The 23,338-nt window shown below is 54.3% G+C and carries 18 protein-coding genes and 2 pseudogenes; 7 read left to right on the forward strand and 13 right to left on the reverse strand.

Annotated elements, in window-relative coordinates; genetic code table 11:
• The first annotated feature begins 124 nt into the window (after positions 1–124).
• Positions 125–559, forward strand: a complete 435-nt coding sequence (locus BJJ97_RS21175; protein WP_095700287.1) for a DoxX family protein — start codon at positions 125–127, stop codon at positions 557–559.
• Positions 560–688: 129 nt separating this feature from the next.
• Here the strand turns inward: BJJ97_RS21175 and BJJ97_RS21180 are convergent.
• The 7 genes and pseudogenes from BJJ97_RS21180 to dgt form a co-directional block, all read right to left on the reverse strand.
• Positions 689–1,633 (reverse strand): annotated as a pseudogene (locus BJJ97_RS21180) (sulfate/molybdate ABC transporter ATP-binding protein); the annotation flags it as partial.
• Entirely contained in the window at positions 1,623–2,504 is an 882-nt protein-coding gene (cysW, locus tag BJJ97_RS21185; protein ID WP_039486602.1) for a sulfate ABC transporter permease subunit CysW, read from the reverse strand. The pseudogene BJJ97_RS21180 and the gene cysW, both read right to left, overlap by 11 nt.
• Positions 2,505–2,516: 12 nt before the next feature.
• The gene (gene cysT, locus BJJ97_RS21190; RefSeq protein WP_039486599.1) at positions 2,517–3,329 is read right to left on the reverse strand and encodes a sulfate ABC transporter permease subunit CysT; all 813 of its coding nucleotides are present in this window, start codon (positions 3,327–3,329) and stop codon (positions 2,517–2,519) included.
• Positions 3,330–3,482: 153 nt separating this feature from the next.
• Entirely contained in the window at positions 3,483–4,487 is a 1,005-nt protein-coding gene (locus BJJ97_RS21195; protein ID WP_370761520.1) for a sulfate ABC transporter substrate-binding protein, read from the reverse strand.
• Between the two features lie 396 nt (positions 4,488–4,883).
• Entirely contained in the window at positions 4,884–6,041 is a 1,158-nt protein-coding gene (locus tag BJJ97_RS21200; protein ID WP_010280713.1) for a CdaR family transcriptional regulator, read from the reverse strand.
• A gap of 232 nt (positions 6,042–6,273) precedes the next feature.
• Entirely contained in the window at positions 6,274–7,722 is a 1,449-nt protein-coding gene (gene degP, locus BJJ97_RS21205; protein WP_095995242.1) for a serine endoprotease DegP, read from the reverse strand.
• Positions 7,723–7,911: 189 nt separating this feature from the next.
• Entirely contained in the window at positions 7,912–9,423 is a 1,512-nt protein-coding gene (dgt, locus tag BJJ97_RS21210; protein ID WP_095995243.1) for a dGTPase, read from the reverse strand.
• A gap of 247 nt (positions 9,424–9,670) precedes the next feature.
• On the opposite strand from dgt, the gene mtnN reads away from it, so the two are divergent.
• The 3 genes from mtnN to BJJ97_RS21225 all read left to right on the forward strand — a co-directional run bounded on the left by mtnN (position 9,671) and on the right by BJJ97_RS21225 (position 11,713).
• Positions 9,671–10,369 (forward strand): 5'-methylthioadenosine/S-adenosylhomocysteine nucleosidase, encoded by a 699-nt coding sequence (mtnN, locus tag BJJ97_RS21215; RefSeq protein WP_048257761.1) that lies wholly within the window; start codon positions 9,671–9,673, stop codon positions 10,367–10,369.
• A 2-nt stretch (positions 10,370–10,371) separates the two neighbouring features.
• The gene (gene btuF, locus BJJ97_RS21220) at positions 10,372–11,202 is read left to right on the forward strand and encodes a vitamin B12 ABC transporter substrate-binding protein BtuF (RefSeq protein WP_095995244.1); all 831 of its coding nucleotides are present in this window, start codon (positions 10,372–10,374) and stop codon (positions 11,200–11,202) included.
• Between the two features lie 232 nt (positions 11,203–11,434).
• The gene (locus BJJ97_RS21225) at positions 11,435–11,713 is read left to right on the forward strand and encodes a hypothetical protein (RefSeq protein ID WP_095700294.1); all 279 of its coding nucleotides are present in this window, start codon (positions 11,435–11,437) and stop codon (positions 11,711–11,713) included.
• A 148-nt stretch (positions 11,714–11,861) separates the two neighbouring features.
• On the opposite strand, the gene erpA is transcribed toward BJJ97_RS21225, so the two are convergent.
• Positions 11,862–12,209 (reverse strand): iron-sulfur cluster insertion protein ErpA, encoded by a 348-nt coding sequence (erpA, locus tag BJJ97_RS21230; protein WP_005969047.1) that lies wholly within the window; start codon positions 12,207–12,209, stop codon positions 11,862–11,864.
• Positions 12,210–12,476: 267 nt separating this feature from the next.
• On the opposite strand from erpA, the gene hemL reads away from it, so the two are divergent.
• Positions 12,477–13,757 carry a glutamate-1-semialdehyde 2,1-aminomutase gene (gene hemL / locus BJJ97_RS21235; RefSeq protein ID WP_095995245.1) on the forward strand — a complete coding sequence of 427 codons (1,281 nt, stop codon included), beginning with the start codon at positions 12,477–12,479 and terminating at the stop codon, positions 13,755–13,757.
• Between the two features lie 159 nt (positions 13,758–13,916).
• Positions 13,917–14,540: a glutathione S-transferase family protein gene (locus BJJ97_RS21240; RefSeq protein ID WP_095995246.1), complete on the forward strand. Its 624-nt coding sequence runs from the start codon at positions 13,917–13,919 to the stop codon at positions 14,538–14,540.
• Between the two features lie 14 nt (positions 14,541–14,554).
• Here the strand turns inward: BJJ97_RS21240 and BJJ97_RS21245 are convergent, their stop codons facing one another.
• Positions 14,555–16,015: an aminotransferase-like domain-containing protein gene (locus BJJ97_RS21245; protein ID WP_095995247.1), complete on the reverse strand. Its 1,461-nt coding sequence runs from the start codon at positions 16,013–16,015 to the stop codon at positions 14,555–14,557.
• Between the two features lie 135 nt (positions 16,016–16,150).
• On the opposite strand from BJJ97_RS21245, the gene BJJ97_RS21250 reads away from it, so the two are divergent.
• Positions 16,151–16,741, forward strand: a complete 591-nt coding sequence (locus BJJ97_RS21250) for a LysE family translocator (RefSeq protein WP_095995248.1) — start codon at positions 16,151–16,153, stop codon at positions 16,739–16,741.
• A gap of 40 nt (positions 16,742–16,781) precedes the next feature.
• On the opposite strand, the pseudogene fhuB reads toward BJJ97_RS21250, so the two are convergent.
• From fhuB to mrcB, 4 genes and pseudogenes are all read right to left on the reverse strand, one after another.
• Positions 16,782–18,811 (reverse strand): annotated as a pseudogene (fhuB, locus tag BJJ97_RS21255) (Fe(3+)-hydroxamate ABC transporter permease FhuB).
• Entirely contained in the window at positions 18,804–19,730 is a 927-nt protein-coding gene (fhuD, locus tag BJJ97_RS21260; protein WP_095995249.1) for a Fe(3+)-hydroxamate ABC transporter substrate-binding protein FhuD, read from the reverse strand. Before fhuD ends, fhuB begins: the two are co-directional and overlap by 8 nt.
• Before the next feature lie 16 nt (positions 19,731–19,746).
• Positions 19,747–20,544: a Fe3+-hydroxamate ABC transporter ATP-binding protein FhuC gene (fhuC, locus tag BJJ97_RS21265; protein WP_095701952.1), complete on the reverse strand. Its 798-nt coding sequence runs from the start codon at positions 20,542–20,544 to the stop codon at positions 19,747–19,749.
• Between the two features lie 263 nt (positions 20,545–20,807).
• Positions 20,808–23,297 (reverse strand): bifunctional glycosyl transferase/transpeptidase, encoded by a 2,490-nt coding sequence (mrcB, locus tag BJJ97_RS21270; RefSeq protein ID WP_095995250.1) that lies wholly within the window; start codon positions 23,295–23,297, stop codon positions 20,808–20,810.
• Between the last annotated feature and the right edge of the window lie 41 nt (positions 23,298–23,338).

Genomic DNA, 23,338 nt, shown 5'->3' on the forward strand with positions numbered 1-23,338 from the left:
AAAACATCAAATTTATTGGTTTTCTATTCAACCCCTAAATCAACGACACTGCCGCCCTATACAAAGCATTGCCAACAAACATTACCAATAAGCATTTTTTGCTCACTTAATGAGGTTGTCTATTATGATTGCTCAGTTGAATCAGTGGTTCACGCGTTTAACCGATCATCCTGATGCAGGTAAACTTTTACTGCGTTTAACTGTGGGTATTCTGCTGCTGTTTCATGGCGTAGCAAAAATTGAGCACGGTGTAGGTTGGATCGTACAAATGCTGCAAGGCGCAGGTCTGCCAGGTTTTATCGCTTATGGCGTTTATATCGGCGAGGTTGTTGCCCCAATTCTGATTATTCTGGGCGTATTTACCCGTATTTCAGGCCTGATTGCCGCATTGACGCTGGTTGTTGCTACGCTGATGGTTGGCACAGGTAAATTCTTCACGCTGACTAACGTGGGTGCCTGGGCGCTGGAATTGGAAGCACTCTATTTCTTCGCTGGCATTATCATCATGCTGGTCGGTAGCGGTCGCTATTCTGTTGCCTCTAACCCCGCTTATCGCTAATCCTTGCCACCCGGCTGGTGTTGACGACAAAAGCAAAAAACCCGCGGATTCGCGGGTTTTTTTATTTCGATGCTCTGTCGATCAGATTTCCCAATCGTGGCTATAACGCTTAGGTTTGAACTGAATCACATCGCCTTTCTGTAGCCCGTGCAGGCTTGCATCATCTTTTGCGACTTCCGCTTCAATCAGTTCCGACTGCTCACCCAGCTTCAACGACAGGCGTGTTAAGGCACCGAGTGGGCGAATATCTCGCACTGTCACCGCCTGATAGCCTTCTTGCGCCTGAACGGATAACGACACTTCATGAGGACGGAACAGAATCGTCTCTTCCGTCTGCGCCACTTTCAGCCGGTTACTGTCGCCAAGGAAATGGTAAACAAACTCGCTGGCTGGGTTGTTATACACTTCCGCTGGCGTGCCGATTTGTTCAATCACGCCTTTGTTCATCAGCACGATGCGGTCGGCGACTTCCATCGCTTCTTCCTGATCGTGCGTCACAAATACCGACGTCAGATCGATATCTTCATGCAACTGAGACAGCCAGCGGCGCAGCTCTTTACGTACCTTGGCATCCAGTGCGCCAAAGGGCTCATCCAGCAGCAGGATGCTCGGTTCGACGATCAGCGCACGCGCCAGTGCAATACGCTGACGCTGGCCGCCGGAAAGCTGTTCAGGGTAACGATCCCCCAGCCAGTCCAACTGCACCAAATTCAGCAATTCATGTACTTTCTTTTCGATGTCACTCTTTGATGGCCGGATATTTTTCGGCTTCATTCGCAGCCCAAACGCCACGTTATCGAACACCGTCATGTGGCGGAACAGCGCATAGTGCTGAAATACAAACCCCACGTTGCGTTTACGCACATCGTGAACGGACACATCCTGACCGTGGAAAATAATGCTGCCGCTATCCGGCTGTTCCAGCCCGGCGATAATACGCAGCAGCGTCGTCTTACCACAGCCCGATGGCCCCAGCAGCGCCACCAGCTCACCGCTGTGGATCGATAAATTAATCTCGTTCAGCGCCCGGAACTGGCCAAATTGTTTATTAATATTGCGAATCTCAATGCTCATTTTTGGCCAACTCCTGTTGTTTCTGTATTTGCTTCGTCAATCGACCTTCACTCCACTGGCGCAGCAGCAACACCACTAGCGACATTAGCAGCAGCAGAATCGCCACGCTGAAAGCGGCAACGATGTTGTACTCGTTATAAAGAATTTCGATATGCAGCGGCAGCGTGTTCGTCAGACCGCGGATATGACCGGAAATGACGGAAACGGCACCAAATTCCCCCATTGCACGCGCGGTACACAGCACCACGCCGTAAATCAGCGCCCATTTCACATTTGGCAGCGTGATGTGCCAGAACATTTGCCAGCCGTTCGCCCCCAGCAGTCTCGCCGCTTCTTCTTCCTGCGAGCCCTGCTCTTCCATCAGCGGAATCAGCTCACGGGCAACATAAGGCAGCGTGACGAAAATGGTCGCTAGTACGATGCCCGGCACGGCGTAAACAATTTGCAGATCGTGTTCGAGCAGAAAAGGATGGAGCGAGCTTTGTGCCCCAAACAGCAGCACATACACCAGTCCTGCAACCACAGGCGAAACGGAGAACGGCAAGTCGATCAGCGCCAGCAGAAAGCTCTTGCCACGAAACTCGAATTTCGTCACACACCACGCGGTTGCCAGCCCGAACACCACATTTAACGGCACAGAAATGACGGTCGCGAGTAGTGTCAGCTTAAGCGCAGAGATCGCATCCGGTTCGGTAATCGCGTCCCAAAATGCACCGATGCCTTTATCCAGCCCCTGAGTCACCACCATCATCAACGGCAGCACCAGAATCAGGAAAAAGACGACCCACGCGAGTGAAACCAGAATGTAATAGGCGGCGGGCTGTTTTTTTCTTTTAGCCGCATTGGCCTGAGCGGAAATAACCTGTTCCATGACGACCGGCCCTTACAGTTTCGGTTGAATGCGGCGCTGCAACACGTTAATCAGCAGCAGCATAATGAAAGAAACCAGCAGCATGAATACGCCGATCCCGGTTGCTCCCTTGTAGTCATACTGATCGAGCTTGGAGACGATCAGCAGCGGCAGGATTTCGGTTTTAAACGGAATATTCCCCGCGATAAACACCACAGAACCGTATTCTCCAACGCCGCGGGCAAAGGCCAGCGCAAAGCCCGTCAGCCACGCTGGTAACAATGCAGGAAGCAAGACATGGCGGAAAACCTGAAGCGGACGCGCACCAAGGCAGGCGGCAGCTTCTTCCACTTCTTTGGGAATATCAGCCAGCACCGGTTGCAGCGTTCTGACCACGAAAGGCAGCGTGACGAAAATAAGCGCCAGCGTGATACCAATACTGGTGTAGGCAATTTTGAACGGAAACAGCGAGCCAATCAGGCCATTCGGCGCATACAACGCCGTCAGCGCAATCCCCGCCACGGCGGTTGGCAGCGCGAAGGGCATATCGATCATTGCATCGATCACTTTACGGCCGGGAAAGGTATACCGCACGAGCACCCAGGCCAGCAGCGTCCCGAGAATGCCGTTAATAAACGCCGCCGCCAGCGCCGTACCAAACGAAAGCCGCAGGGAGAAAAGCACCTGACGGCTGGTGATCAGATCCCAAAACTGACCAAACGTTAGTTGGCTGGCATACAAAAACATCCCCGCCAACGGAATGAGGACTATTAATCCTAAATAGCTCAGGCTAAACCCTAACGTTAGCCCGAAACCGGGGATCACTGAGGAAGAACGTTGTGACATACCGTGCCTTTAATTTTCATACTCACTACCCAGCCAACAACTGCTTGCCGACGCGCGCTACCTGACAGAATTAAGGCGGCAGATCCTCTGCCTTCTTAACCTGAAAAAAGCCGCTATGGTGATAGCGGCCTTAATCCGTCAGACATTAAAAACTTACTTATTAATCTCTTTAAAGATGGCGTCGAACACACCGCCGTCGTTAAAGAATTTGTCCTGTGCCGCTTTCCAGCCGCCGAAATCCTTATCAATCGTCACCAGATTCACCGGTGCAAACTGATCTTTAAACTCTTCAGCGATCTTGGCATTACGTGGACGGTAGAAATTTTTACCGATGATGCGCTGTGCTTCATCGCTGTAGAGGTATTGCAGATAGGCTTCAGCCTGTTTCTGCGTTCCCTTACGCTCAACGACTTTGTCGACAACGGCAACCGGCGGTTCTGCCAGAATAGACAGAGACGGCGTCACGATCTCAAGCTGATCGCCGCCCTGTTCGTGCAGAGACAGATAAGCTTCGTTTTCCCATGCCAGCAGCACATCGCCTAGCTGACGTTGCACAAAGCTGATGGTTGCCCCACGCGCACCGGTATCCAGTACTGGCGCATGGCGATACAGCTCAGTGACAAATTTCAGTGCAGTTTCATCATTGCCGCCCGGTTGCGCTTTGGCATAGGCCCACGCTGCCAGGAAGTTCCAACGCGCACCACCAGAGGTTTTCGGGTTTGGCGTGATCACTTCAACGCCCGGCTTAACCAGATCGTTCCAGTCTTTGATTTGCTTTGGATTACCTTTGCGCACCAGAAAAACGATGGTGGAGGTGTAAGGGGTGCTGTTGTCAGGCAGACGTGCCTGCCATTTAGGATCGATCAACGGTTGATTCAGGTTTAATGCATCAATGTCACCAGCCAGCGCCAGCGTCACCACGTCGGCCTGCAAACCGTCAATCACCGAGCGAGCCTGCTTTCCAGAACCACCGTGCGAGTTTTTGATAGAGATATCTTCACCCGTGGTAGCTTTCCAATGCTTAATAAACGCCGCATTGTATTGCTGATAGAGTTCACGCGTCGGATCGTAAGACACGTTTAATAGTTCGGTAGCCGCCGAGGCCACACCGGAAAACAACAGTGCTGCCGTAGCAACAGATAACCCCAGACGACGTATTGACATTCTTATCACTCCCTAATGCTCGAAAGTATCAGATAAAATCATGATGGATGTGACTGATTAATAACTTAAATAATTCGATTTGCCGGACAAAGCGTTATTGATTTGAACTGCGTACATGTCGCTTGAAATAGGATGGGTCTATCAGGCTGACAACATGGAAGTGACAATAGTGGATATAAGGAAGGGGCAAAAATATTGTTTCGCGATAATTTATGCTATCGCGTTATATTGTTAATGATTATGTAATAGTTTTCAGTCTAAGCAATTTTGTTGCAGTGGGAATATTTTACGACTGAATATGAGATAACCCTGATGCCATGCGGCATCAGGTGAATACGATGGAAGGCCAGCTTGAATCACGGTGGACGTAAAACGACGTGTCTTTCTGCCCTACTCTTCTTCATCCAGCTGCAAAGCTACGTACAGCAGCAGACGGTCGTCGAAATTCCCCAGGTCTAATCCCGTCAATTCAGAGATACGATTAAGGCGATATTCCAACGTATTGCGGTGGATAAAGAGCGCTTTCGCCGTCGCACCGGGCTGGACGTTGTTACGGAACCAAGCCCCCAGCGTCCGACGCAGCAGACCATTGCCATCCATTGCTTTAAGCTTCGAGAGCGGACGCACCAGCTCGTTTGCCTGCCAGCCGCCGCGTAGGCTGTCCAGCAGCACGGGCAACATCAAATCCTGATAGTAATAACAGCGCTGGGCGGGCATACGCTGCTTACCTACGCTCATGGTCGTTCGTGCCGTTCGGTAGGAGCGCGCGATACTGCCGGGGCCAGAAAAATAGTTCCCCAGCGCCAGCCGCACTCGCAGCCGACTGCTTTCAGCCATACGCGACATCAGCGTATCCACGCGACGCCGGTGTTCCTCTGCATCCCAGCGCCCGTGGCTGTTCAGCGCCGGTTTTAGCACCACCATTTCCGTCAGAGAAACGATAGCAATGAGGTTGTCGCGTTCCGGCGTGGTCAGCAACGTCTGCAACTGCTGTAGCTCTGCCATGGCAGAGTCGACACCGAGCTGCCCGCTGTCCACTTCGATCACCGCAGCGACACGAGGCTTATTCAGATCAATACCCAAACGCTGCGCCCACTCCATGAGGGCGGGAGACAGATCGTCGGTGCGAATCAGGTTCAGAACCAGTTCTTCACGCAGACGGCTATCCTGCGCCAGCATATGCAACAGCCTCGCCTGCTCCAGCATCATTTCCGCCGTCATGCAGACAAGCTCGCCGTATTGCCGTAGCTGGCTGGGATTCCCCGTCAGGCCAATGACGCCAACGATTTCGCCGTCAATGCGCAAAGGTAAATTGATGCCCGGACGCACGCCGTGCAGGTGACGCGCTACGGCATCATCAATATCGACAACTCGCCCCTGCGAAAGCGCCAGCAGCGCTCCTTCGTGCAGTTCCCCCAATCGTTCCTGATCGCCACTGCCGATAATCTTACCGCGAGCATCCATCACGTTGATATTGCTATCAATGATCTGCATGGTCCGCGCGACAATATCCTGTGCCATCTTGGCATTGAGATGATACGACGCCATTTTTACCTCTGAGAGGAACATTGACAATTGCACCAGCATACCGCCACTCGGTGCGCCACACATTGTGCAAATTAACAAAGAAACGGGAATTAGATTAAATCTGTGGAAGAACTCACAAAAGCACTTTCATAGAGAAGCGAGAAGTGGCCGAGTACCTGAGTACCCGGCCAGATAAGTAACGTAACAAATTGTCTTAAAAGGTAATTATTAACTTACACGCTGAACAGCTCGATTACTGAGCCAGCAGATAAATCGTGCTGTCACCGCGACGAACGTTCAAGGCCAATACGGCCGGTTTGCTGTCCAGAATTTTACGCAACTCACCAATATTCTGTACTGGCTGTTGGTTAACCCCCAGAATAATGTCGTCCTTCTTCAGGCCAACCTTAGCCGCCGCGGAACCGGGTTTAACGTTATCCACTTTGACGCCTTTTTTGTCGTCTATCTGAGTATTACTCAGCTCGGCACCTTCAATGCCAGAATAGAGATTACCGGAAGCTACCTGAGCCTGATTACTCTGTTGCAGCGTCACCTCAACCGTCAGCGGTTTGCCCTCACGCAGCAGTCCCAGCGCCACTTTGCTGCCCACCGGCAGCGATCCAACCTGCGCACGCAATGCAGAGAAGCTGCTGACAGCTTTACCATTCAGCGTGACGATCACATCACCAGCCTTGATGCCCGCTTCATCTGCCGCCGATTTTGGCCGCACCTGGCTCACAAAGGCACCACGCTGGGCATCAACTTTCATCGCCTGCGCCAGTTCGGAGTTCAACTCCGTCCCGGTGATACCCAGCTCGCCGCGCTTCACTTCGCCAAATTCGATAATCTGTGCCACGACGCTTTTCACCATATTGCTGGGGATAGCGAAACCAATCCCGATATTGCCGCCATCTGGAGCAAGAATCGCGGTATTCAGCCCAACCAATTCCCCATTCAGATTCACCAGCGCACCACCGGAATTCCCCCGGTTGATGGCCGCATCGGTCTGAATAAAGTTCTCGTAATTTTCAATATTTAACCCGCTACGCCCCAGCGCGGACACAATGCCCGATGTCGCCGTTTCGCCCAGACCATACGGGTTACCAATCGCTACCGTGTAATCACCGACCCGCAGTTGGTCAGAATCCGCAACCTTAATCGCCGTCAGATTTTTAAAGTCTTTCAACTGCACCAGCGCGATATCCGAACGCGGGTCTTTGCCTAACACTTTGCCGTCATACTTGCGGCCATCGCTGAGTCGAACCTGAATCTTATCGGCGTTATCCACCACATGGCTGTTGGTCACCACATAGCCTTTTTCTGCATTAATCACGACACCCGCGCCCAGCGCCTGGAAATTTTCCTGCTGCGGTGGCTGACCGTCGTCGTCACCGTCTCCCTGACACATCGGCGATGACTGGAACGGCGATCCCTCCTGACAGAAAGGCGAGTTTTCACCAAAAAACGGCTGAAGCTGCGGTGGGATACCTTCTTTTCCCGCATTGCCCGCATGGGTGGTATGCCCTTCCACATAGATGCTCACCACGGAAGGCATGACGTTTTCCAGCATAGGGGCCAGGCTGGGTAATTGACCCGATGACGCAACAGACGCCGCTGACTCAGCGGCATTCGCCGTGGTGGAGCCCATTGCCATCGCCAGACTTAACGCCAACGCACTCAGAACCAGTGATTTTCTTTTCATAGGAGGTTATCTCATAGTAATCAACACGCGAGTCTTACGGCCCGTGTACCCGACACCGGGTACACTCAGTGGTCGTGCTGTATGAGATAAATATGGACCAACAAGGTTCCCAAGGGGAAGATCGTGAAGCGTAAGGAAATATTGAACGGCTTTACAAAAGTCGCGATTTCCATTGCGGCCTGTTCATCGCTAATCCGCGGCCATCAGCTTGCGGTATTCGTCGTAGGCGTACAAATCGGTCATACCGCTGATGTAATCCTGAATCAGACGCGCCCGATAATAATATTCACGGATGACGCGCTCGGTTTCTGGTAATCCTTCCAGCGCGACAACCGCTTCACAATAGGCCAGACAGTGCTTGCTGGATAGCTTGTGGTAAAGCCGTGTTTCAATCGGATAGCGCTTGTGCGTATCGTCGCGGACAAGCTGACTGAAATCCTGATAGGGCATCTCGAGCAGCGGGCTATAAATATCCAGTAGGCCGCGAATCACGCGGTCACCCTGTAGCTCAAGCTGTTCAACTTCATGATGGTTAAAAACGTGCTTTAAGGCGACACGTTTGAAAATACCTAACAGGCGGTTCTGCGGGCTGTCGTCCTCAAGTAATGCCTGATTAAACGAACCGGCATAGACTTCCGGCAGGTTATCGATAAAACGTAGTGCAGCATGTGGCACCATCTGCCCTACGGTGTAAACGCGAAGATTCATGAAGAACTGATCGTCATGACTACGCCATTGAAAGCGTTCGCGTTCTTTGTAAGCACGTTCAATCGTTTTGGCGAAGATATCTTTCTCTGCGCCTGCGCCCCAATTTTCGCGCAGACGATCGTAAAGTTCTTCGATCGTGAGGATATCTTTCTCGACAGCATCCTCAAGATCCGCGATGCAGTAGGACACATCGTCGGCCGCTTCCATAATGTAGCTCAGCGGATGACGATGAAATTCGCCCATATCCAGCTCTTCACGCAGTGTGGCGACAAACGCTTCCTCTGACAGATAGTAGCCCGGCTTCTTCATCAAATAATGGTAATCCGCCGGAAGCTCGCCGTGCCAATACGCGGGACGGGTGTATTTCAGAATGCAGGCCACCTGCCCGTAGGTCAGGTTGAGCTTCAGCAACGTATGCACCAGACGGATCGCCTGTGCGTTGCCTTCAAAATGGCTCAGATCCTGCCGGATTTGCCCGCGCAGATCGTCCAGTCCATCCTGCTGCATCCGCAGCGTAGGCACTTTGCAGTCATCGACGCGTTCCGGGGATTCACTGTCCAGATAGTGGCTATCCAGCAATTTTCTGAACCATTGATTAATCGCGGATTCGCCAAAATGTCCAAACGGCGGATTGCCGATGTCATGCATCAGACACGCCATTTCAACCAGGCTTTCAAACGGCGTTTCTCTGTCGTCCAGCCCCAATGACGCCAGCCGCCCCTCGACTTGCAGGCGGTGCAAAATCTCTTTAGCGATATAGCGGCCAACCTGCTGAACTTCCATCGAATGGGTCAGACGCGAGCGGACGGCTGCATTACGTTCTAGCGGAAAGACCTGGGTTTTTTGCTGTAAGCGGCGAATGGCAGCGGAGTTAATAATACGACCCCGATCGCTCTCAAACTGGCGCACAATCGTATATTCATCCTCAGCCGTTTTAGGCCGGCTGAAATGGCGCTGAAAGCTCATTTTTTTGGCGAAATCGATACCAGACATACGGTTCTCCATGTCATCCCGCTACAGCACAATGATGGACACTCCATCTCATCCCGCTAGCCATGATAGACTAACATCCGCGATATACACCTAATGCTGGTCATTTAACGATCCGATATACACGGTGCGACCACAGGAGTGAGGCATCCCTGCGGGAACCTCTCCCTGTGTTTCCCCTAAAATGGGACTTCAGTGACCAGCATTAGGTATACGCCTTCCATTTATAACAGAATTTGCGGGGAACCTTATGAAAGTCGGTATTATCGGCGCGATGGAACAAGAAGTAACGCTGCTGCGCGATCGGATTGAAAACCGTCAGACCTTCCAGCGTGCGGGTTGCGAAATTTACACCGGACAAATCAACGGTGTGGATGTCGCCCTGCTGAAATCCGGTATCGGCAAAGTCTCCGCCGCGCTGGGCACCACGTTGCTGCTGGAACACAGCAAGCCAGACGTGGTCATTAACACCGGTTCCGCTGGTGGACTGGCACCTACATTGAACGTCGGTGATATCGTCGTTTCCGACGAAGTGCGCTACCACGATGCCGACGTCACGGCTTTTGGCTATGAACCTGGCCAGATGGCGGGTTGCCCTGCCGCTTTCCTTGCCGATGAAAAACTCATCACACTGGCGCAGGAAGTCATTGCCGAGTTGCAGCTGAACGCCGTGCGCGGTCTGGTTGTCAGCGGTGATGCCTTCATTAACGGCGCAGAGCCGTTAGCTCGTATCCGCACCACCTTCCCGAAGGCGATTGCCGTAGAAATGGAAGCCACCGCGATCGCCCATGTCTGCCACCAGTTCGCCGTCCCGTTTGTGGTGGTACGCGCGATTTCTGATGTGGCCGATAAAGCCTCACACCTGAGTTTCGATGAGTTCCTGAGTGTTGCAGCACAGCAATCAACGCGGATGGTAGAAGCTATTCTGGCCAAGCTGGCCGCACGCTAATCGTGACAGTCAGGTTCCTCTGCTGGCTGACCGGGCTGCTGCTCTGCTCTGCCGCTTATGCCATTCCGCAGCGTGTGATCAGTCTCGCACCACACGCGACGGAAATGGCCTATGCGGCAGGCATGGGTGAACAGCTGATTGCGGTTAGCGCCTGGTCAGATTACCCGCCAGAAGCCAAAAAGCTGGAGCAGGTTGCCTCCTGGCAGGGAATCAACCTGGAGCAGATCCTCGCCCTCAAGCCTGATCTGATTCTGGCGTGGCGCGAGGGCAACCCGCAGCGTCCGCTGGAACAGCTCGCCAACTTCTCGATTCCTATCGTTTATCTGGATGCGAAGACGTTAGACGATATCCCAGCGTCACTACGGCAGCTGGCGACCTATAGCCGTCATCCTGAGCAAGCCGAACGGGCCGCGACAGATTTTCAGCAGGAAATAGGCGAACTCCAACACACTGGCGAGACGCATAATGCCGCGCCATTGCGGGTCTTCATTCAATTTGGTACTCAGCCGCTGTTTACCTCGTCGAAAGCGACGCTGCAAAGCCAGATCGTTTCACTGTGCGGTGCCGAAAATGTCTTTAGCGACAGCCCGGTGCCTTGGCCGCAGGTCAGTCGTGAACAGGTGTTAAGACGCCAGCCGCAGGCCATTATTGTAGGCGGTGCGCCAGATAGGATTTCCAGCGTGCAGGCGTTTTGGCAGCCGCAATTAGCGGTTCCGGTCATTACCGTCAATGAAGACTGGTTTAGCCGCAGCGGCCCTCGTTTACTATTAGCAGCCCGGCAAATTTGTTCTCAATTAGCAGAGTTAAGACCCACGCTTTCGTCAGCCAAGTGATTGTTAATTAACACCGTGAAACCATTCCGCTAACAATAGCTTCATTAGTATACAAGTTGTAACACTAACCGACTTTTATTTCGCCAATAGTTGTCGATAATCTGAACGTAACGGTGGAATCATAAACAGCATTCATGTTTTTGATTACCATCTGGCGAAAAAGCCAAAGCAAAGACGAAATGAGAAAACTTTGAACCGATATCGGTTCCTTTGACACCAGGTAGCTTTAACTATGAAAAATGCGTTGCTTTACGCGGGCTTACTTATGGCGGCCTGTAGCACGGCATATGCAGGGAGTCAGGGCGGGCAAATTAACGCTCAACTGACGATACAACCGGCATGCGGCGTAACGCCTCAATCCGGTCAATATCAAATGAATTGTAACGTAGCCTCTGTACCACAACCTAAAATTACTGAGTCACGTATTCAGGTCGATCAGGCAAAATTTTCGACCTCTGCGGCAAAAACTGCACAGGGTACGGAAATACGTTTGATTACGGTCGAATGGTAATCACAGTAAAAACAGGGGGCGTGTTTTTTTAACGCTTCTTATAATTGGCTTACTGTCTGCTATAAAAAATGTCTGCTATAAAAAAACCGTGTCTCGGCAACAAGACACGGTTTTTATTTTTTAGTCGGTGAATAACCGCAATGCAGGATCAGACGCTGAAAGAGGAACCACAGCCGCAGGTAGATTTCGCATTCGGATTCGTCACGATGAAACGAGAACCTTCCAGCCCTTCGGTATAATCCACCGCACCGCCAACCAGATATTGCAGGCTCATCGGATCAACCACCAGCGCCACACCTTGTTTCTCAATGGTCATATCGCCGTCGTTGATTTGATCATCAAAGGTAAAACCATACTGGAAACCGCTACAGCCGCCGCCCGTGATATACACACGCAGTTTCAGCTCTGGGTTTTCTTCATCAGCAATCAGGTTTTTCACCTTGCTTGCCGCCGCATCGGTAAATTGCAGAGGCAGTGCTGCTATATCATCGCTCATATTTTTACTCCCAACTCAGGGCTTATCAGGTGATAGACCCATATTCATACGCTTATTATCCGGCAGTATGCGAAAACGTTCAAGATTTGACAGCTGTTGTTGAAATAATCGCCGCATTATGCCGCCTCATCCACCACACAGCCAGTACTCTCTGTGGGTATGATACGACGCGTTTTCAAGTGAAAACCCGCACAGCGATTTCATAACGGCGGTCAGTTCATTAGAATACCCCTACATTTTACGATCAAGACCAGTCAGGACTGCGTAATGAACAAATCTGAAAGCCTGTATGCTGCGGCACAGCAACTTATTCCCGGCGGAGTGAACTCACCCGTTCGTGCTTTTAACGGCGTCGGCGGTACTCCTCTGTTCATCGAACGGGCTGATGGCGCTTATCTCTACGACGCTGACGATCAAGCGTACATTGATTACGTGGGTTCGTGGGGCCCGATGGTGCTGGGTCACAATCATCCGGCAATCCGTGAGGCGGTGATCGCGGCAGCAGAACGCGGCCTGAGCTTTGGCGCACCGACAGAAATGGAAGTGCAGATGGCGCGTTTGGTCACCTCGCTGGTGCCGAGTATGGATATGGTGCGGATGGTCAACTCCGGTACGGAAGCCACCATGAGCGCGATCCGTCTGGCGCGTGGTTACACGGGCCGCGATAAAATCATCAAATTTGAAGGCTGCTACCACGGCCACGCCGACTGCCTGCTAGTGAAAGCCGGCTCCGGCGCGCTGACGCTGGGCCAACCTAACTCACCCGGCGTTCCGGCCGATTTCGCCCGTCACACGCTGACCTGCGTCTATAACGATCTGTCATCTGTTCGCGCCGCGTTTGAACAATATCCTGATGAGATCGCCGCAATTATTGTTGAACCCGTTGCGGGCAACATGAACTGCATTCCACCGCTGCCAGATTTCCTTCCCGGCCTGCGTGCCCTATGCGACGAGTTTGGTGCCCTGTTCATCATCGATGAAGTGATGACCGGCTTCCGTGTTGCACTGGCGGGTGCACAGTCGCACTACGGCGTGGTGCCGGACCTGACCTGTCTGGGGAAAATCATCGGCGGCGGCATGCCAGTCGGCGCATTCGGCGGCAAGCGTGACGTCATGCAGGCGCTGGCACCGACCGGCCCGGTTTATCAGGCGGGAACGCTGTCCGGCAACCCGATTGCCATGGCCGCAGGCTTTGCCTGTTTGACGGAAGTGGCGAAACCCGGCGTACATCAAAAACTCACCGAGTTGACTAATCAGCTGGCTGACGGCCTGTTGGCTGCCGCGAAAGCCGAAAACATTCCGCTGGTGGTGAATCAGGCGGGCGGCATGTTCGGTCTGTTCTTCACGGATGCAGAGAGCGTCACCTGCTATCAGGATGTGATGAAGTGCGACGTCGAGCGCTTTAAGCTGTTCTTCCACATGATGCTGGAAGAAGGGATTTACCTCGCGCCGTCCGCGTTTGAAGCGGGCTTTATGTCGCTGGCACATACGCCACAGGACATCGATCGCACCATTGAAGCCGCACAGCTCTGCTTCTCACGGCTGTAAAAGCGTATCTCGACGGCGTCATTAATTAACACTGACGCCGTCGCATTTCCTCCTCTCCGCCGCCATCTACTTTTTTCAGCAGCGTTCTCGTTCGAGAATGACAAGCTCTCTTAAATTGGTTATGAGTAAGTCTATTTTCCTGAAAATAGCGGAGAGGTCATGTTAAAGGTTCTAGGACGCACGTCGTCGATCAACGTTCGGAAAGTGCTGTGGCTGTGTGATGAGTTGGTGATTCCCTTCGACCGCGAAGACTGGGGCGAAGGTTATCAGTCACCGCAGTCACCGGCATTTCTGGCGCTCAATCCCAATGCCATGATACCGGTTATTCAGGACGACGATTTCGTCATGTGGGAATCGAACGCCATTATACGTTACCTCGCCAACGCAAAGGACGGAGCCTGGCTCTACCCACAAGATCCGCGTAGCCGTGCTTCGATCGATCAATGGATCGACTGGCAGGCCAACGAGCTCAATCCCTCATGGCGTTACGCTTTTATGTCGCTGGTGCGTCAGTCTCCTGCACATCAGGATCCAACGCTCTTAGCAGCATCCTGCAATCTTTGGTCGCGTACGATGGGCATTTTGAATCAGCAATTAGAGCGAACCGGCCACTACGTTACAGGACAGGCGTTTACGCTGGCAGATATTCCCATCGGGCTATCGGTGAACCGCTGGTATGAAACACCGCTGGAACACACGGACTATCCTGCCGTCCGCGCCTACTATGAGCGCTTAAGCGAACGCGCGGGCTACCTGACCTGGGGACGCAACGGCACGCCATAAGGCGACTCATAACACTACTCTGCGCTACCCGGTTCGATACCGCTCATCTCACACGCCAGCGCCCCCGCGCGCTTAAGCGCATACGTGTAGCGTTCATCAAACGGGTAGCAGCATGATAGCCGAAGCGCGTGCTTGCAGCGGCCACTTAGCGTGTAAAGCTCGCCGGGCGTGACGCAAATTTTCTCTTGCAGCAGGCGATGGAATAGCTCAACGCCATCCACGCCGCCCGGTAACTCCAGCCAGAAGACAAAACCGCCCTGCGGCTGCGTCGCGCGTGTCCCCTGCGGAAAATGCCGGGCAATCAGCCCACGCGCCTCATCCATCTGCGCGGCATAGCGGCGGCGCAGCGTGCGCAGATGATGATCGTAACCGCCGGACTCCAGAAACTGCGCCAGCGTTTCCGATAGCAGCGCCGATTCCGCCATTGACGATACCGCTTTCAGCCGCGCCACTTTGGCACGGAAACGGCCTGACGCCATCCAGCCGATGCGGAAATCGGGTGCCAGCGTTTTCGTGAAGCTGGAGCAGTAAATCACCCAGCCGTCGCGGTCGAAGGCTTTCACCGTCGGCGACAGCGGCCAGGTAAACTGAAGTTCACTGTATAACCCATCCTCGATCAGCGGAACCTGATACTCGTTCACCAGCTTTGCCAGCCGTTTTTTATCCGCCAGCGTCATGCTGCATCCGAGCGGATTCTGCGCGTTCGGCATGGCGATAATCGCCTGTAACCGCCCCTCTGACAGCAGCAATTCCAGTGCATCCAGCGCAAGACCACGTTGCGGATCGGTGGGAATTTCCACCGTTTTCAATCCCAGACTGGCAAGCAGAGGAAAGAGATAAAAATAGGTTGGCGTTTCCAGCCCCACACAGTCGCCCGGCTGCGTGACCGTGCGTAGCGCCAGCTGTAGCGCTTCCATACAGCCGTGGGTGATCGTGATGTCCTCGCGGGTCAATGTCATACCCAAATCCATCGCCCGCCGCGCCACTTCACGCCGCAGCCGTTCACTGCCCGGCGGTAGCGCATAGCGGCCAATCAGGTCGGGCTGTCGCCGTAGCAAAGAAGCGGCAATGCGACTGATCTTTTCGGTCGGATAGAAATCGGCATGCTGCGGGCACGCCAGAGAAATGTTGATGTAGTCCGGGTGCGTCTGGGCAGCAAAAACGGTATCAATCAGATCCAGTTGCTCACTGCCCGGCACAATCACCTGCGCACGGTGAGGCTTGCTTTCCGTCAGCGACGGCAGACGTCCTCGCACAAAGTAGCCGGACTGCGGTCGTGCTTCGATCAGCCCGCGATCTTCGAGGATACGCCAGGCATTCAGCACCGTATTCACACTGACCTGATGCGATCCAGCGACGCGACGAATAGAAGGCAGGCGACTTCCCGGCGCTAACGTTCCTTGATGAATAGCCGTGGCGAAGGTTTCCGCGAGCTGTTGATAGAGCGTACTTTCTTGTGAGTCGATAATGGACACAGTTCCCCCGCCATCTGATGAGTACAGTTAACGATTAATGCATTTTGTACCCATAACAATAATCATTTTGTGTATCTGTAACCATTTCTTTTTTCTGCCTACCATAGTGTTCTCCCCCATCATCAGGATCACACCATGCTCGACCCTTCTTTTTTCAGCTACGTCACCGTTATGTCCATCACGCCGGGGCCCAATAATCTGCTGCTGGCGACGTCAGGCGTCAACTTTGGCCTACGCCGTACGTTACCGATGCTGATGGGTATTTTAATTGGCTGTGCGCTACAAACGGCGCTGATGGGGGTGGCATTGGAGCTTTTGCTGAGCTGGCTGAGCGTGATTCGCCTTCCTCTTACCGTGCTGGGGTGCGTCTATCTGCTGTGGCTATCGTGGAAAATCGTGCGCTCATCGGCACCGGAATTACAAGGGCGAGTACAGCCGATGACCGTACTGCAAGGGACGCTATTTCAGGCGGTGAACCCGAAAGCCTGGCTGATGTCCAGCAACATCGCGCTGGTGTATACCGCCAGCAACGGTATTTTCACCACGATGGTCGCCTTTATGGCGCTCAATTTGCCCTGCATTCTGGTTTGGGCCATGCTCGGCGATCGCATCGGCAAACATCTTCAGGAACCGTGGAAACTGAAAGCCTTCAACGGCATCATGGCGCTTTCTCTGGTGCTCACCACCTTCTGGATGCTGGTCGAAGCGATTAACGTCACGGGCTAATCACACGATCTCGGCGGGCATCTACCCGCCGAAGTTTGCGTTATCTCACCTGCTTGCGTAGCAGATAGATAAAGTAAGGCGCACCGATAAACGTCGCGAGCAACCCCGCCGGGATCTGCGCCGGAAAGAGGATCATCCGGCCAAACCAGTCTGCAATTACCATTAGTGCGCCGCCAATTAATGCAGAGCAGGCGATTTGCGGCAACACGCGGCTAAAGCCCAGCATCCGCGCCATATGCGGTGCCATTAAGCCCACAAAACTCATCGGTCCAACCATCAGAGTTGCCATCGCGGTCAGTACCGATGCCAGCAGCAACACCAGCAGACGAACAGGTGTGACGGCCACGCCAAGCGCTCTGGCCGTGGTGGTGCCAAGCGGCAGAATACGCAGCCAGCGCTGACATAGCGGGACGATCAACAGCAGCAGCACGGCAATCACCGCTGTACGTATCGCGTCAGTCGGTTCAACCGCATAGGTTGAACCCGACAGCCAGGTCAACACGGTTCCCATACGCGGATCGCCACTGGCCAACAGCAGCGCAATGACAGTGGTGAACGCCATACTCAGTGCGATCCCTGCCAACAGCATACGCTGCGTGGAGAACCCACCGCGTCCGGCGATAATCACCATGACCAACAGCGTCAACGCCGCGCCCGCGCTGCCAGCCGGAAGCAGCCACACAAACGCATTACCGGGAATGAAAAACAGCAAAATAATGACGCCAAACGATGCGCCAGAGCTAATCCCCAGCACTTCCGGGCTCCCCATCGGGTTACCCGTCAGCTTCTGTATTAGCGTTCCCGCCACCGCCAGCATCACTCCAGCGGTTAGCGCCGCCAGCACCCGAGGCCAGCGCCATGAGAGCAACTGCGTTAACACATCACCGCCGCCCCACTGCCAGCCGTCGGCATCTTTCCCTAACATCAGCGCCGTCATCACCACCATTCCGAGCAGCATAATGCCGAGAACCAGCCACGTTCCCCACAGGCGACGTTCAGCCGTCGGCGTACTGCTGCTGTCGACCATCGCGGGTTGACCGCTATTACGCAGACGCGGCAGCAGCCACAGTAGCAGCGGCGCGCCAATCAGCGCCGTTGCCGCGCCCGTTGGGACATCAAGCCACACGCGGCTCAGCCAGATAACGCCCTGATCGGTAACACCAAGCAGCAGCGCCCCCAGCAGCGGCGCTAATAAAAGGCGGTGAAGTAACCGCCGTGCCCCCAGCATTTTCGCCAGCAGCGGCGCAAACAGGCCGATGAAACCGATAATGCCTGCCGCATTGACCAGTTGAGCACACAGGAAAATCCCCAGCCAAAGCGCACTCAGGCGTGCCAGCGACAACCCAAGTCCCAAATTACGTGCAACGCCGTCATCCAGCCCCAGCAACGTTAGCGGGCGAATCAACAGCAGCGCCAGACAGAAACACACCAGAAGACGCGGGAGAACAAACTGCACATTGCTCCAGTCCTGCTGGTTCAGCACGCCACTGCTCCACAGGAACAAGCCCTGAAGCTGCTCATGATGGAAGAGCACCAGCAGCTGATTGACCGCGCTACAGTAGAAACTCAGCACCAGCCCCGCCAGTATCAGCGTCACGGGTGATAAACGTTTGCCCCAGGCGACGCCAAAGACCAACGCGCCAACCACAAGCGCCCCAGCCATAGCCGCGATCTGCTGAAGCCATGCGCCACCGGGCAGCGCCCACAGCGTGACCACTGTGATCCCGAGCTGTGCGCCCGTGGCGATCCCCAGCGTTGACGGCTCGGCCAGTGGATTACGCAAGACCTGCTGGAACAGCACGCCGCACAGCCCCAGCCCCGCGCCAATCAGCAGCGCCAGCACCATGCGCGGTAACAGGCTGTAGTGAAACAGCAACTGCTGCATATTATTCAAGGCGGGCTGGGTCAGCCCCTCAAACCACTGTGATACCGGTAATTGCTGCTGCAAATTGTAGCCGCCCATCCCAGAATCACGATCAACAGAAAACCAATCAGTACCACTGGCAGAACCAGCGGATGAATAACGTGCTTATGCGCGTGCGAGGAACCGACAGACAGAGGATTAGGCATATTTTCTCGCCTCCAGTGCCTGATTCAATACGTGGCAGAAGCGCATCGCCGAGAGCGTTCCGCCATACAGCCAGACGGCAGGCACACGTTGCAAACGCTGGTTACGCACAAACGGCATAGCCTGCCAGAGCGGGTTCTTATCAAGCTGCGCGCTGATGGCGGTATCGCCATGCTCGAAGCAGAGCACATTAGCATCGCCGACGTCTGCCAGACTCTCAATGCCCACAATCGTACTGCCCCAGAAGCTGGTTTCACCACGCCAGGCATTTTCTATCCCGACGTGATCCATCACTTCCTGAAAAAGGCTGTTCTTGCCAATCACCAGCACATGGCGGCTGTCGACCAGCGTGATGAGCAACAGCGGACGCTGGGTGTACGGCTGGAGTGTGATTTTTTCCTGCTGGAGAAACTGCGCCAGCTCCGTCAGATGCCGCTCGCCGGCCGCTTTCATATTGAGCGCATCGGCCAGTTTCATGACCGAGGCCTGTGCCGACGTCAGCGGTTTTCCCTGTTCGTTGCTGAAGCCAAAGCCCAGCAGCGGAGAAATACGGGACATTTTTGCGACCGAAGGGCCGTAGCCCTCAGAGTAAAGAATCAGCGACGGGCGAATCTGCGTCAGCAATTCCAGATTAGGCTCGGTACGCAGCCCCACATCAATCACCGATTCAGGCAACGCGGGCTCTTTCACCCACAGGTTGTAGTTATGCTTATCTGCAATCGCGAAGGGCGTGATGCCCAACGCCAGAAGCAGTTCAATAGGCAACCACTCCAGCGCCACAATGCGGTTTAAATCGGGAAATGTAGCAGTCGCTCCCCTGCTCGCCGCCGAGTAAACCAGCGGTGACAGCAGCAGCGCCGTCAGCAAACGACGGCGTAGCGGATCGGGAGAGGATGGAGAAGAAAAACGTTCAGGCATCATGAGCAGGAAAACCGAGTTAACAAACGAAGCTGACCGGCGCGCCACCCGCCGGATGAGGCAGAATGCCCATGGGAATGCCGTAGATATTTTCCAGCACGTCCCCTTGCATCAGCGCAACAGGCTCACCCTGCGCAATCATTTTGCCACCGCGCAACGCCACCAGATGATCGCAATAGCGCGCAGCCATGTTGATATCATGCAACACCGCAATGACGGTGATGCCGCGCTCGCGGCTCATGCGCTGAATCAGCGCCAGAACCTCAACCTGATGCGCAATGTCCAGTGCGGAGGTCGGTTCATCCAACAGCAGGCAGCGGCTATCCTGCGCCACCGTCATCGCTAACCAGGCTCGCTGCCGTTCACCGCCGGACAGGCTATCCACCAGACGGTTAGCGAACGGTTTCAACCCCACCAGCGTGATGGCTTCTTCGACCTTTTCCCGATCGGCGCTGCCGAAACGGCCTAATGCGCCGTGCCACGGATAACGCCCTACGGCAACCAGCTCACGCACAGTCATCCCTTCGGCTGCGGGAAGCTGCTGCGGTAAATAGGCGACCTGACGGGCGAACAATTTGCTGTCCCAGCTTCCGGTCGCCTGTTCGCCCAGCAGTGCGGTTCCGCTGCTAGCGGGCTGGTGACGACCCAGAATTTTCAGCAATGTCGATTTGCCCGAGCCGTTGTGCCCAATCAGACCACAGACTTTCCCGACGGGGAACATGATAGAGAGCGGATGTAGCAGCGTGCGTCCAGCGACGGAAAAGCTCACGTCGTCCAGTCTGAAAGTGGTATCAGGCAGTACAGTTTGATTTTGCATAGCGTTTTTGGTTTGTAATGTCACCGAAGGAAAGGGGTGAGCAGAATTCACTATTCCCGTAATCGTCAGTCTAAAAGAGAACGATAATGATTACGATATAAGGCAGCATGATAGGCGCAACGGAATACCAATCGCAAGACTTTTACCCGTCAGCGCCGGAATGGCATAACAGGAAAAGCAGTATCAGGCAGGGCGTGACCATTCTCGAAAAACGGCAGGCACAAAAAAATACCCCCGGATTAACCGGGGGCAGTGAGAAGCGCTTATTGACCAAACATTTCTTTGATCCAGTCAGCGACACCTTCTCCGTTTTGCTGGTCCTGCTGCGCTGAAGGCTGTGGCTGGCTAGCCTGACACAGTGCCTGCGGATTATCCGTCCAGACCGGTAATACGCGTCCGGCGCTGCTGCCGTTGCAGATAAAGTTACCGCTGGCATCCACCGTCATGGTCGTAATACCTTCCGGCGGCGTCAGCATTAGCGGCAGCGGCGTTTGGTTTTCCAGATAGCGACGATAAATCGTCAGCGCACCGTTCGCACCGGTCAACTTGGCCGGGCCGTTGTTATCGCGCCCTACCCAGCTAATCGCCACTTCTTTACCGTCGATCCCGGCAAACCAGCTGTCACGCAGGTCATTGGTGGTACCCGTTTTCGCTGCCAGATGATAATTCGGGAATTTCACCGCCAGCGAACGCGACGTACCGCGTTCGACAACCTGTTGCATGCCATACAGCGTCAGATAAGCCGCCTGTGCTGGCACCGCGCGTTCCGCCTGCGGGAAGCTCTGATACAGCACCGTGCCGTCTTCAGCAATCACCGAACGCAGTGAGGAAAGCGGTGCACGATTGCCGCCGCTGGCGATCGTCTGGTATTCCTGCGCTACTTCCATCGGCGTCAGGCTGATCGCCCCCAGCAGCATCGCGGGTACAGGCTGAATCACGTTTTCCGGGATCCCTAAACGCTTCAACGTTTCCGTGATCTGATTCAGCCCTACGGCCATCCCCAGATTGACGGTCGGCACGTTCAGCGAGTTCGCCAGCGCATCAACCAGCATGACGCGGCCACGGAACTCACGATCGTAGTTCTTCGGCTGCCATAGCTGTCCGTTAGACTGTTTGATCGACAGCGGCTCATCTGCCAAAAAGGTATTCAGGCGATAGGTGTCCGGCTGGCTCAGCGCGGTCAGATAGGTCGGCGGCTTCGCCAGCGACCCGACAGGACGACGCGCCTGTAGCGCACGGTTAAACCCGGCATACTGCGTTTGAGCACCGCCAACCATCGCGCGGACTTCGCCGCTGAAGCGATCGACAATCACCATCGCCGCTTCCAGATCGCTGACGTTACGGCCTGCGCGCAGTGCCGGAACCCCGACTTCTACCGCTTTTTCTGCCGCATCCTGCGAGACCGGATCGAGCGTGGTAAAGATCTTCACGCCAGAGAGATCGTTAACCTTGTCGCCAAGCCGCTGTTGCAGTTCCTGACGCACCAGTTGCATAAACGCCGGCTGAGGACTGATGACGCCGCCTTTCGGCTGTACGCCCAGCGGACGTGCACTCAGCATATTGTAGAGATCGGCATCAATAACCTGCTGATTCTGCAACAGACGCAGCACCAAATTACGTCGTTCTAACGTAATCTGCGGGTTACGCCACGGGTTATACAGCGACGCCCCTTTCACCATCCCCACCAGCAGCGCCTGCTGATCGAGGCTCAGTTCATTCACCGGACGGCCAAAATAATACAGGCTGGCAAGTGGGAAGCCGCGGATCTGATCGTTACCGCTCTGGCCGAGATACACTTCGTTCAGATACAGCTCAAGGATACGATCCTTGCTGTAGCGATAATCCATGATCAGCGCCATATAAGCTTCGTTAGCTTTACGCCACAGCGAACGCTCGTTAGTCAGGAACAGGTTCTTAACCAGCTGTTGCGTCAGCGTACTGCCGCCCTGAACCGCGCGCCCCGCCGTGATGTTCGCTAAGAACGCACGGCCAATGGAATACAGGCTGATGCCATCGTGTTCATAAAAGTGGCGGTCTTCGGTCGCGACCAGCGTATCAACCAGCAGATCGGGGAAACCGGCACGCGGCACGAACAAACGCTGTTCGCCATTCGGCGACTGCATCATGGTGATCAGCTTCGGATCGAGACGGAAAAAGCCGAAGTTACGCTGGTTGTCCAGATTCTGGATCTGCGACAGACGATCGTTGGCAAACGTCAGACGTGCCTGAATCTGCCCTTCTTTCCCATCGGGGAAATCAAACGGACGGCGCAGCATATCGATACTGTTGCCACGCACGCTGAATTCACCCGGGCGGGTAATGCGGCTCACCTGACGGTATTGCATGCCTTCCAGCAGGCTGATCATCTCTTTCTGGCTATAGGCCATGCCCGGTTCAAGGTTGACCATGCGGCCATAGACGGCGGCAGGCAACTGCCAGACTTTGCCTTCAATACGGCTGCGGATCTGGCTGTCGAGGTACACGCCATAGATCGCCATCGCCACGGCAAAGATCAGGAACAGCTTGATCGCCAGCCCTAACCAGCGCCGTCTTCTTTGCGATTTACGCGTCATGGTGTCATCGCCGTCGTCATCATCATCATCATCATCGTCGTCATAGTCGTCCTGATAATCGTCATAATCTTCATCATCATAGTCGTCATCCCTGCGACGTCGTATGGCCTGCTTGCGTTCAGGCTTACGTTTTGGCGCTTTCCCTTTACGTCCGATAGGTTCGCGGTCATCCCGAGACATTACAATAACTTCTCCATCAGGTTGTTCACGGCTATCTGCTC

The sequence above is a fragment of the Pectobacterium polaris genome (assembly GCF_002307355.1).
Classification (GTDB): Bacteria; Pseudomonadota; Gammaproteobacteria; order Enterobacterales; family Enterobacteriaceae; genus Pectobacterium; species Pectobacterium polare.

Excerpts from the sequence above, each read along its gene's own strand:
- BJJ97_RS21175 (WP_095700287.1), top strand. The coding sequence starts at position 125 with ATGATTGCTCAGTTGAATCAGTGGTTCACGCGTTTAACCGATCATCCT.
- cysW (WP_039486602.1), bottom strand. The coding sequence starts at position 2,504 with ATGGAACAGGTTATTTCCGCTCAGGCCAATGCGGCTAAAAGAAAAAAA.
- cysT (WP_039486599.1), bottom strand. The coding sequence starts at position 3,329 with ATGTCACAACGTTCTTCCTCAGTGATCCCCGGTTTCGGGCTAACGTTA.
- BJJ97_RS21200 (WP_010280713.1), bottom strand. The coding sequence starts at position 6,041 with ATGGCGTCGTATCATCTCAATGCCAAGATGGCACAGGATATTGTCGCG.
- degP (WP_095995242.1), bottom strand. The coding sequence starts at position 7,722 with ATGAAAAGAAAATCACTGGTTCTGAGTGCGTTGGCGTTAAGTCTGGCG.
- dgt (WP_095995243.1), bottom strand. The coding sequence starts at position 9,423 with ATGTCTGGTATCGATTTCGCCAAAAAAATGAGCTTTCAGCGCCATTTC.
- mtnN (WP_048257761.1), top strand. The coding sequence starts at position 9,671 with ATGAAAGTCGGTATTATCGGCGCGATGGAACAAGAAGTAACGCTGCTG.
- BJJ97_RS21225 (WP_095700294.1), top strand. The coding sequence starts at position 11,435 with ATGAAAAATGCGTTGCTTTACGCGGGCTTACTTATGGCGGCCTGTAGC.
- erpA (WP_005969047.1), bottom strand. The coding sequence starts at position 12,209 with ATGAGCGATGATATAGCAGCACTGCCTCTGCAATTTACCGATGCGGCG.
- hemL (WP_095995245.1), top strand. The coding sequence starts at position 12,477 with ATGAACAAATCTGAAAGCCTGTATGCTGCGGCACAGCAACTTATTCCC.
- BJJ97_RS21240 (WP_095995246.1), top strand. The coding sequence starts at position 13,917 with ATGTTAAAGGTTCTAGGACGCACGTCGTCGATCAACGTTCGGAAAGTG.
- BJJ97_RS21250 (WP_095995248.1), top strand. The coding sequence starts at position 16,151 with ATGCTCGACCCTTCTTTTTTCAGCTACGTCACCGTTATGTCCATCACG.
- fhuD (WP_095995249.1), bottom strand. The coding sequence starts at position 19,730 with ATGATGCCTGAACGTTTTTCTTCTCCATCCTCTCCCGATCCGCTACGC.
- fhuC (WP_095701952.1), bottom strand. The coding sequence starts at position 20,544 with ATGCAAAATCAAACTGTACTGCCTGATACCACTTTCAGACTGGACGAC.
- mrcB (WP_095995250.1), bottom strand. The coding sequence starts at position 23,297 with ATGTCTCGGGATGACCGCGAACCTATCGGACGTAAAGGGAAAGCGCCA.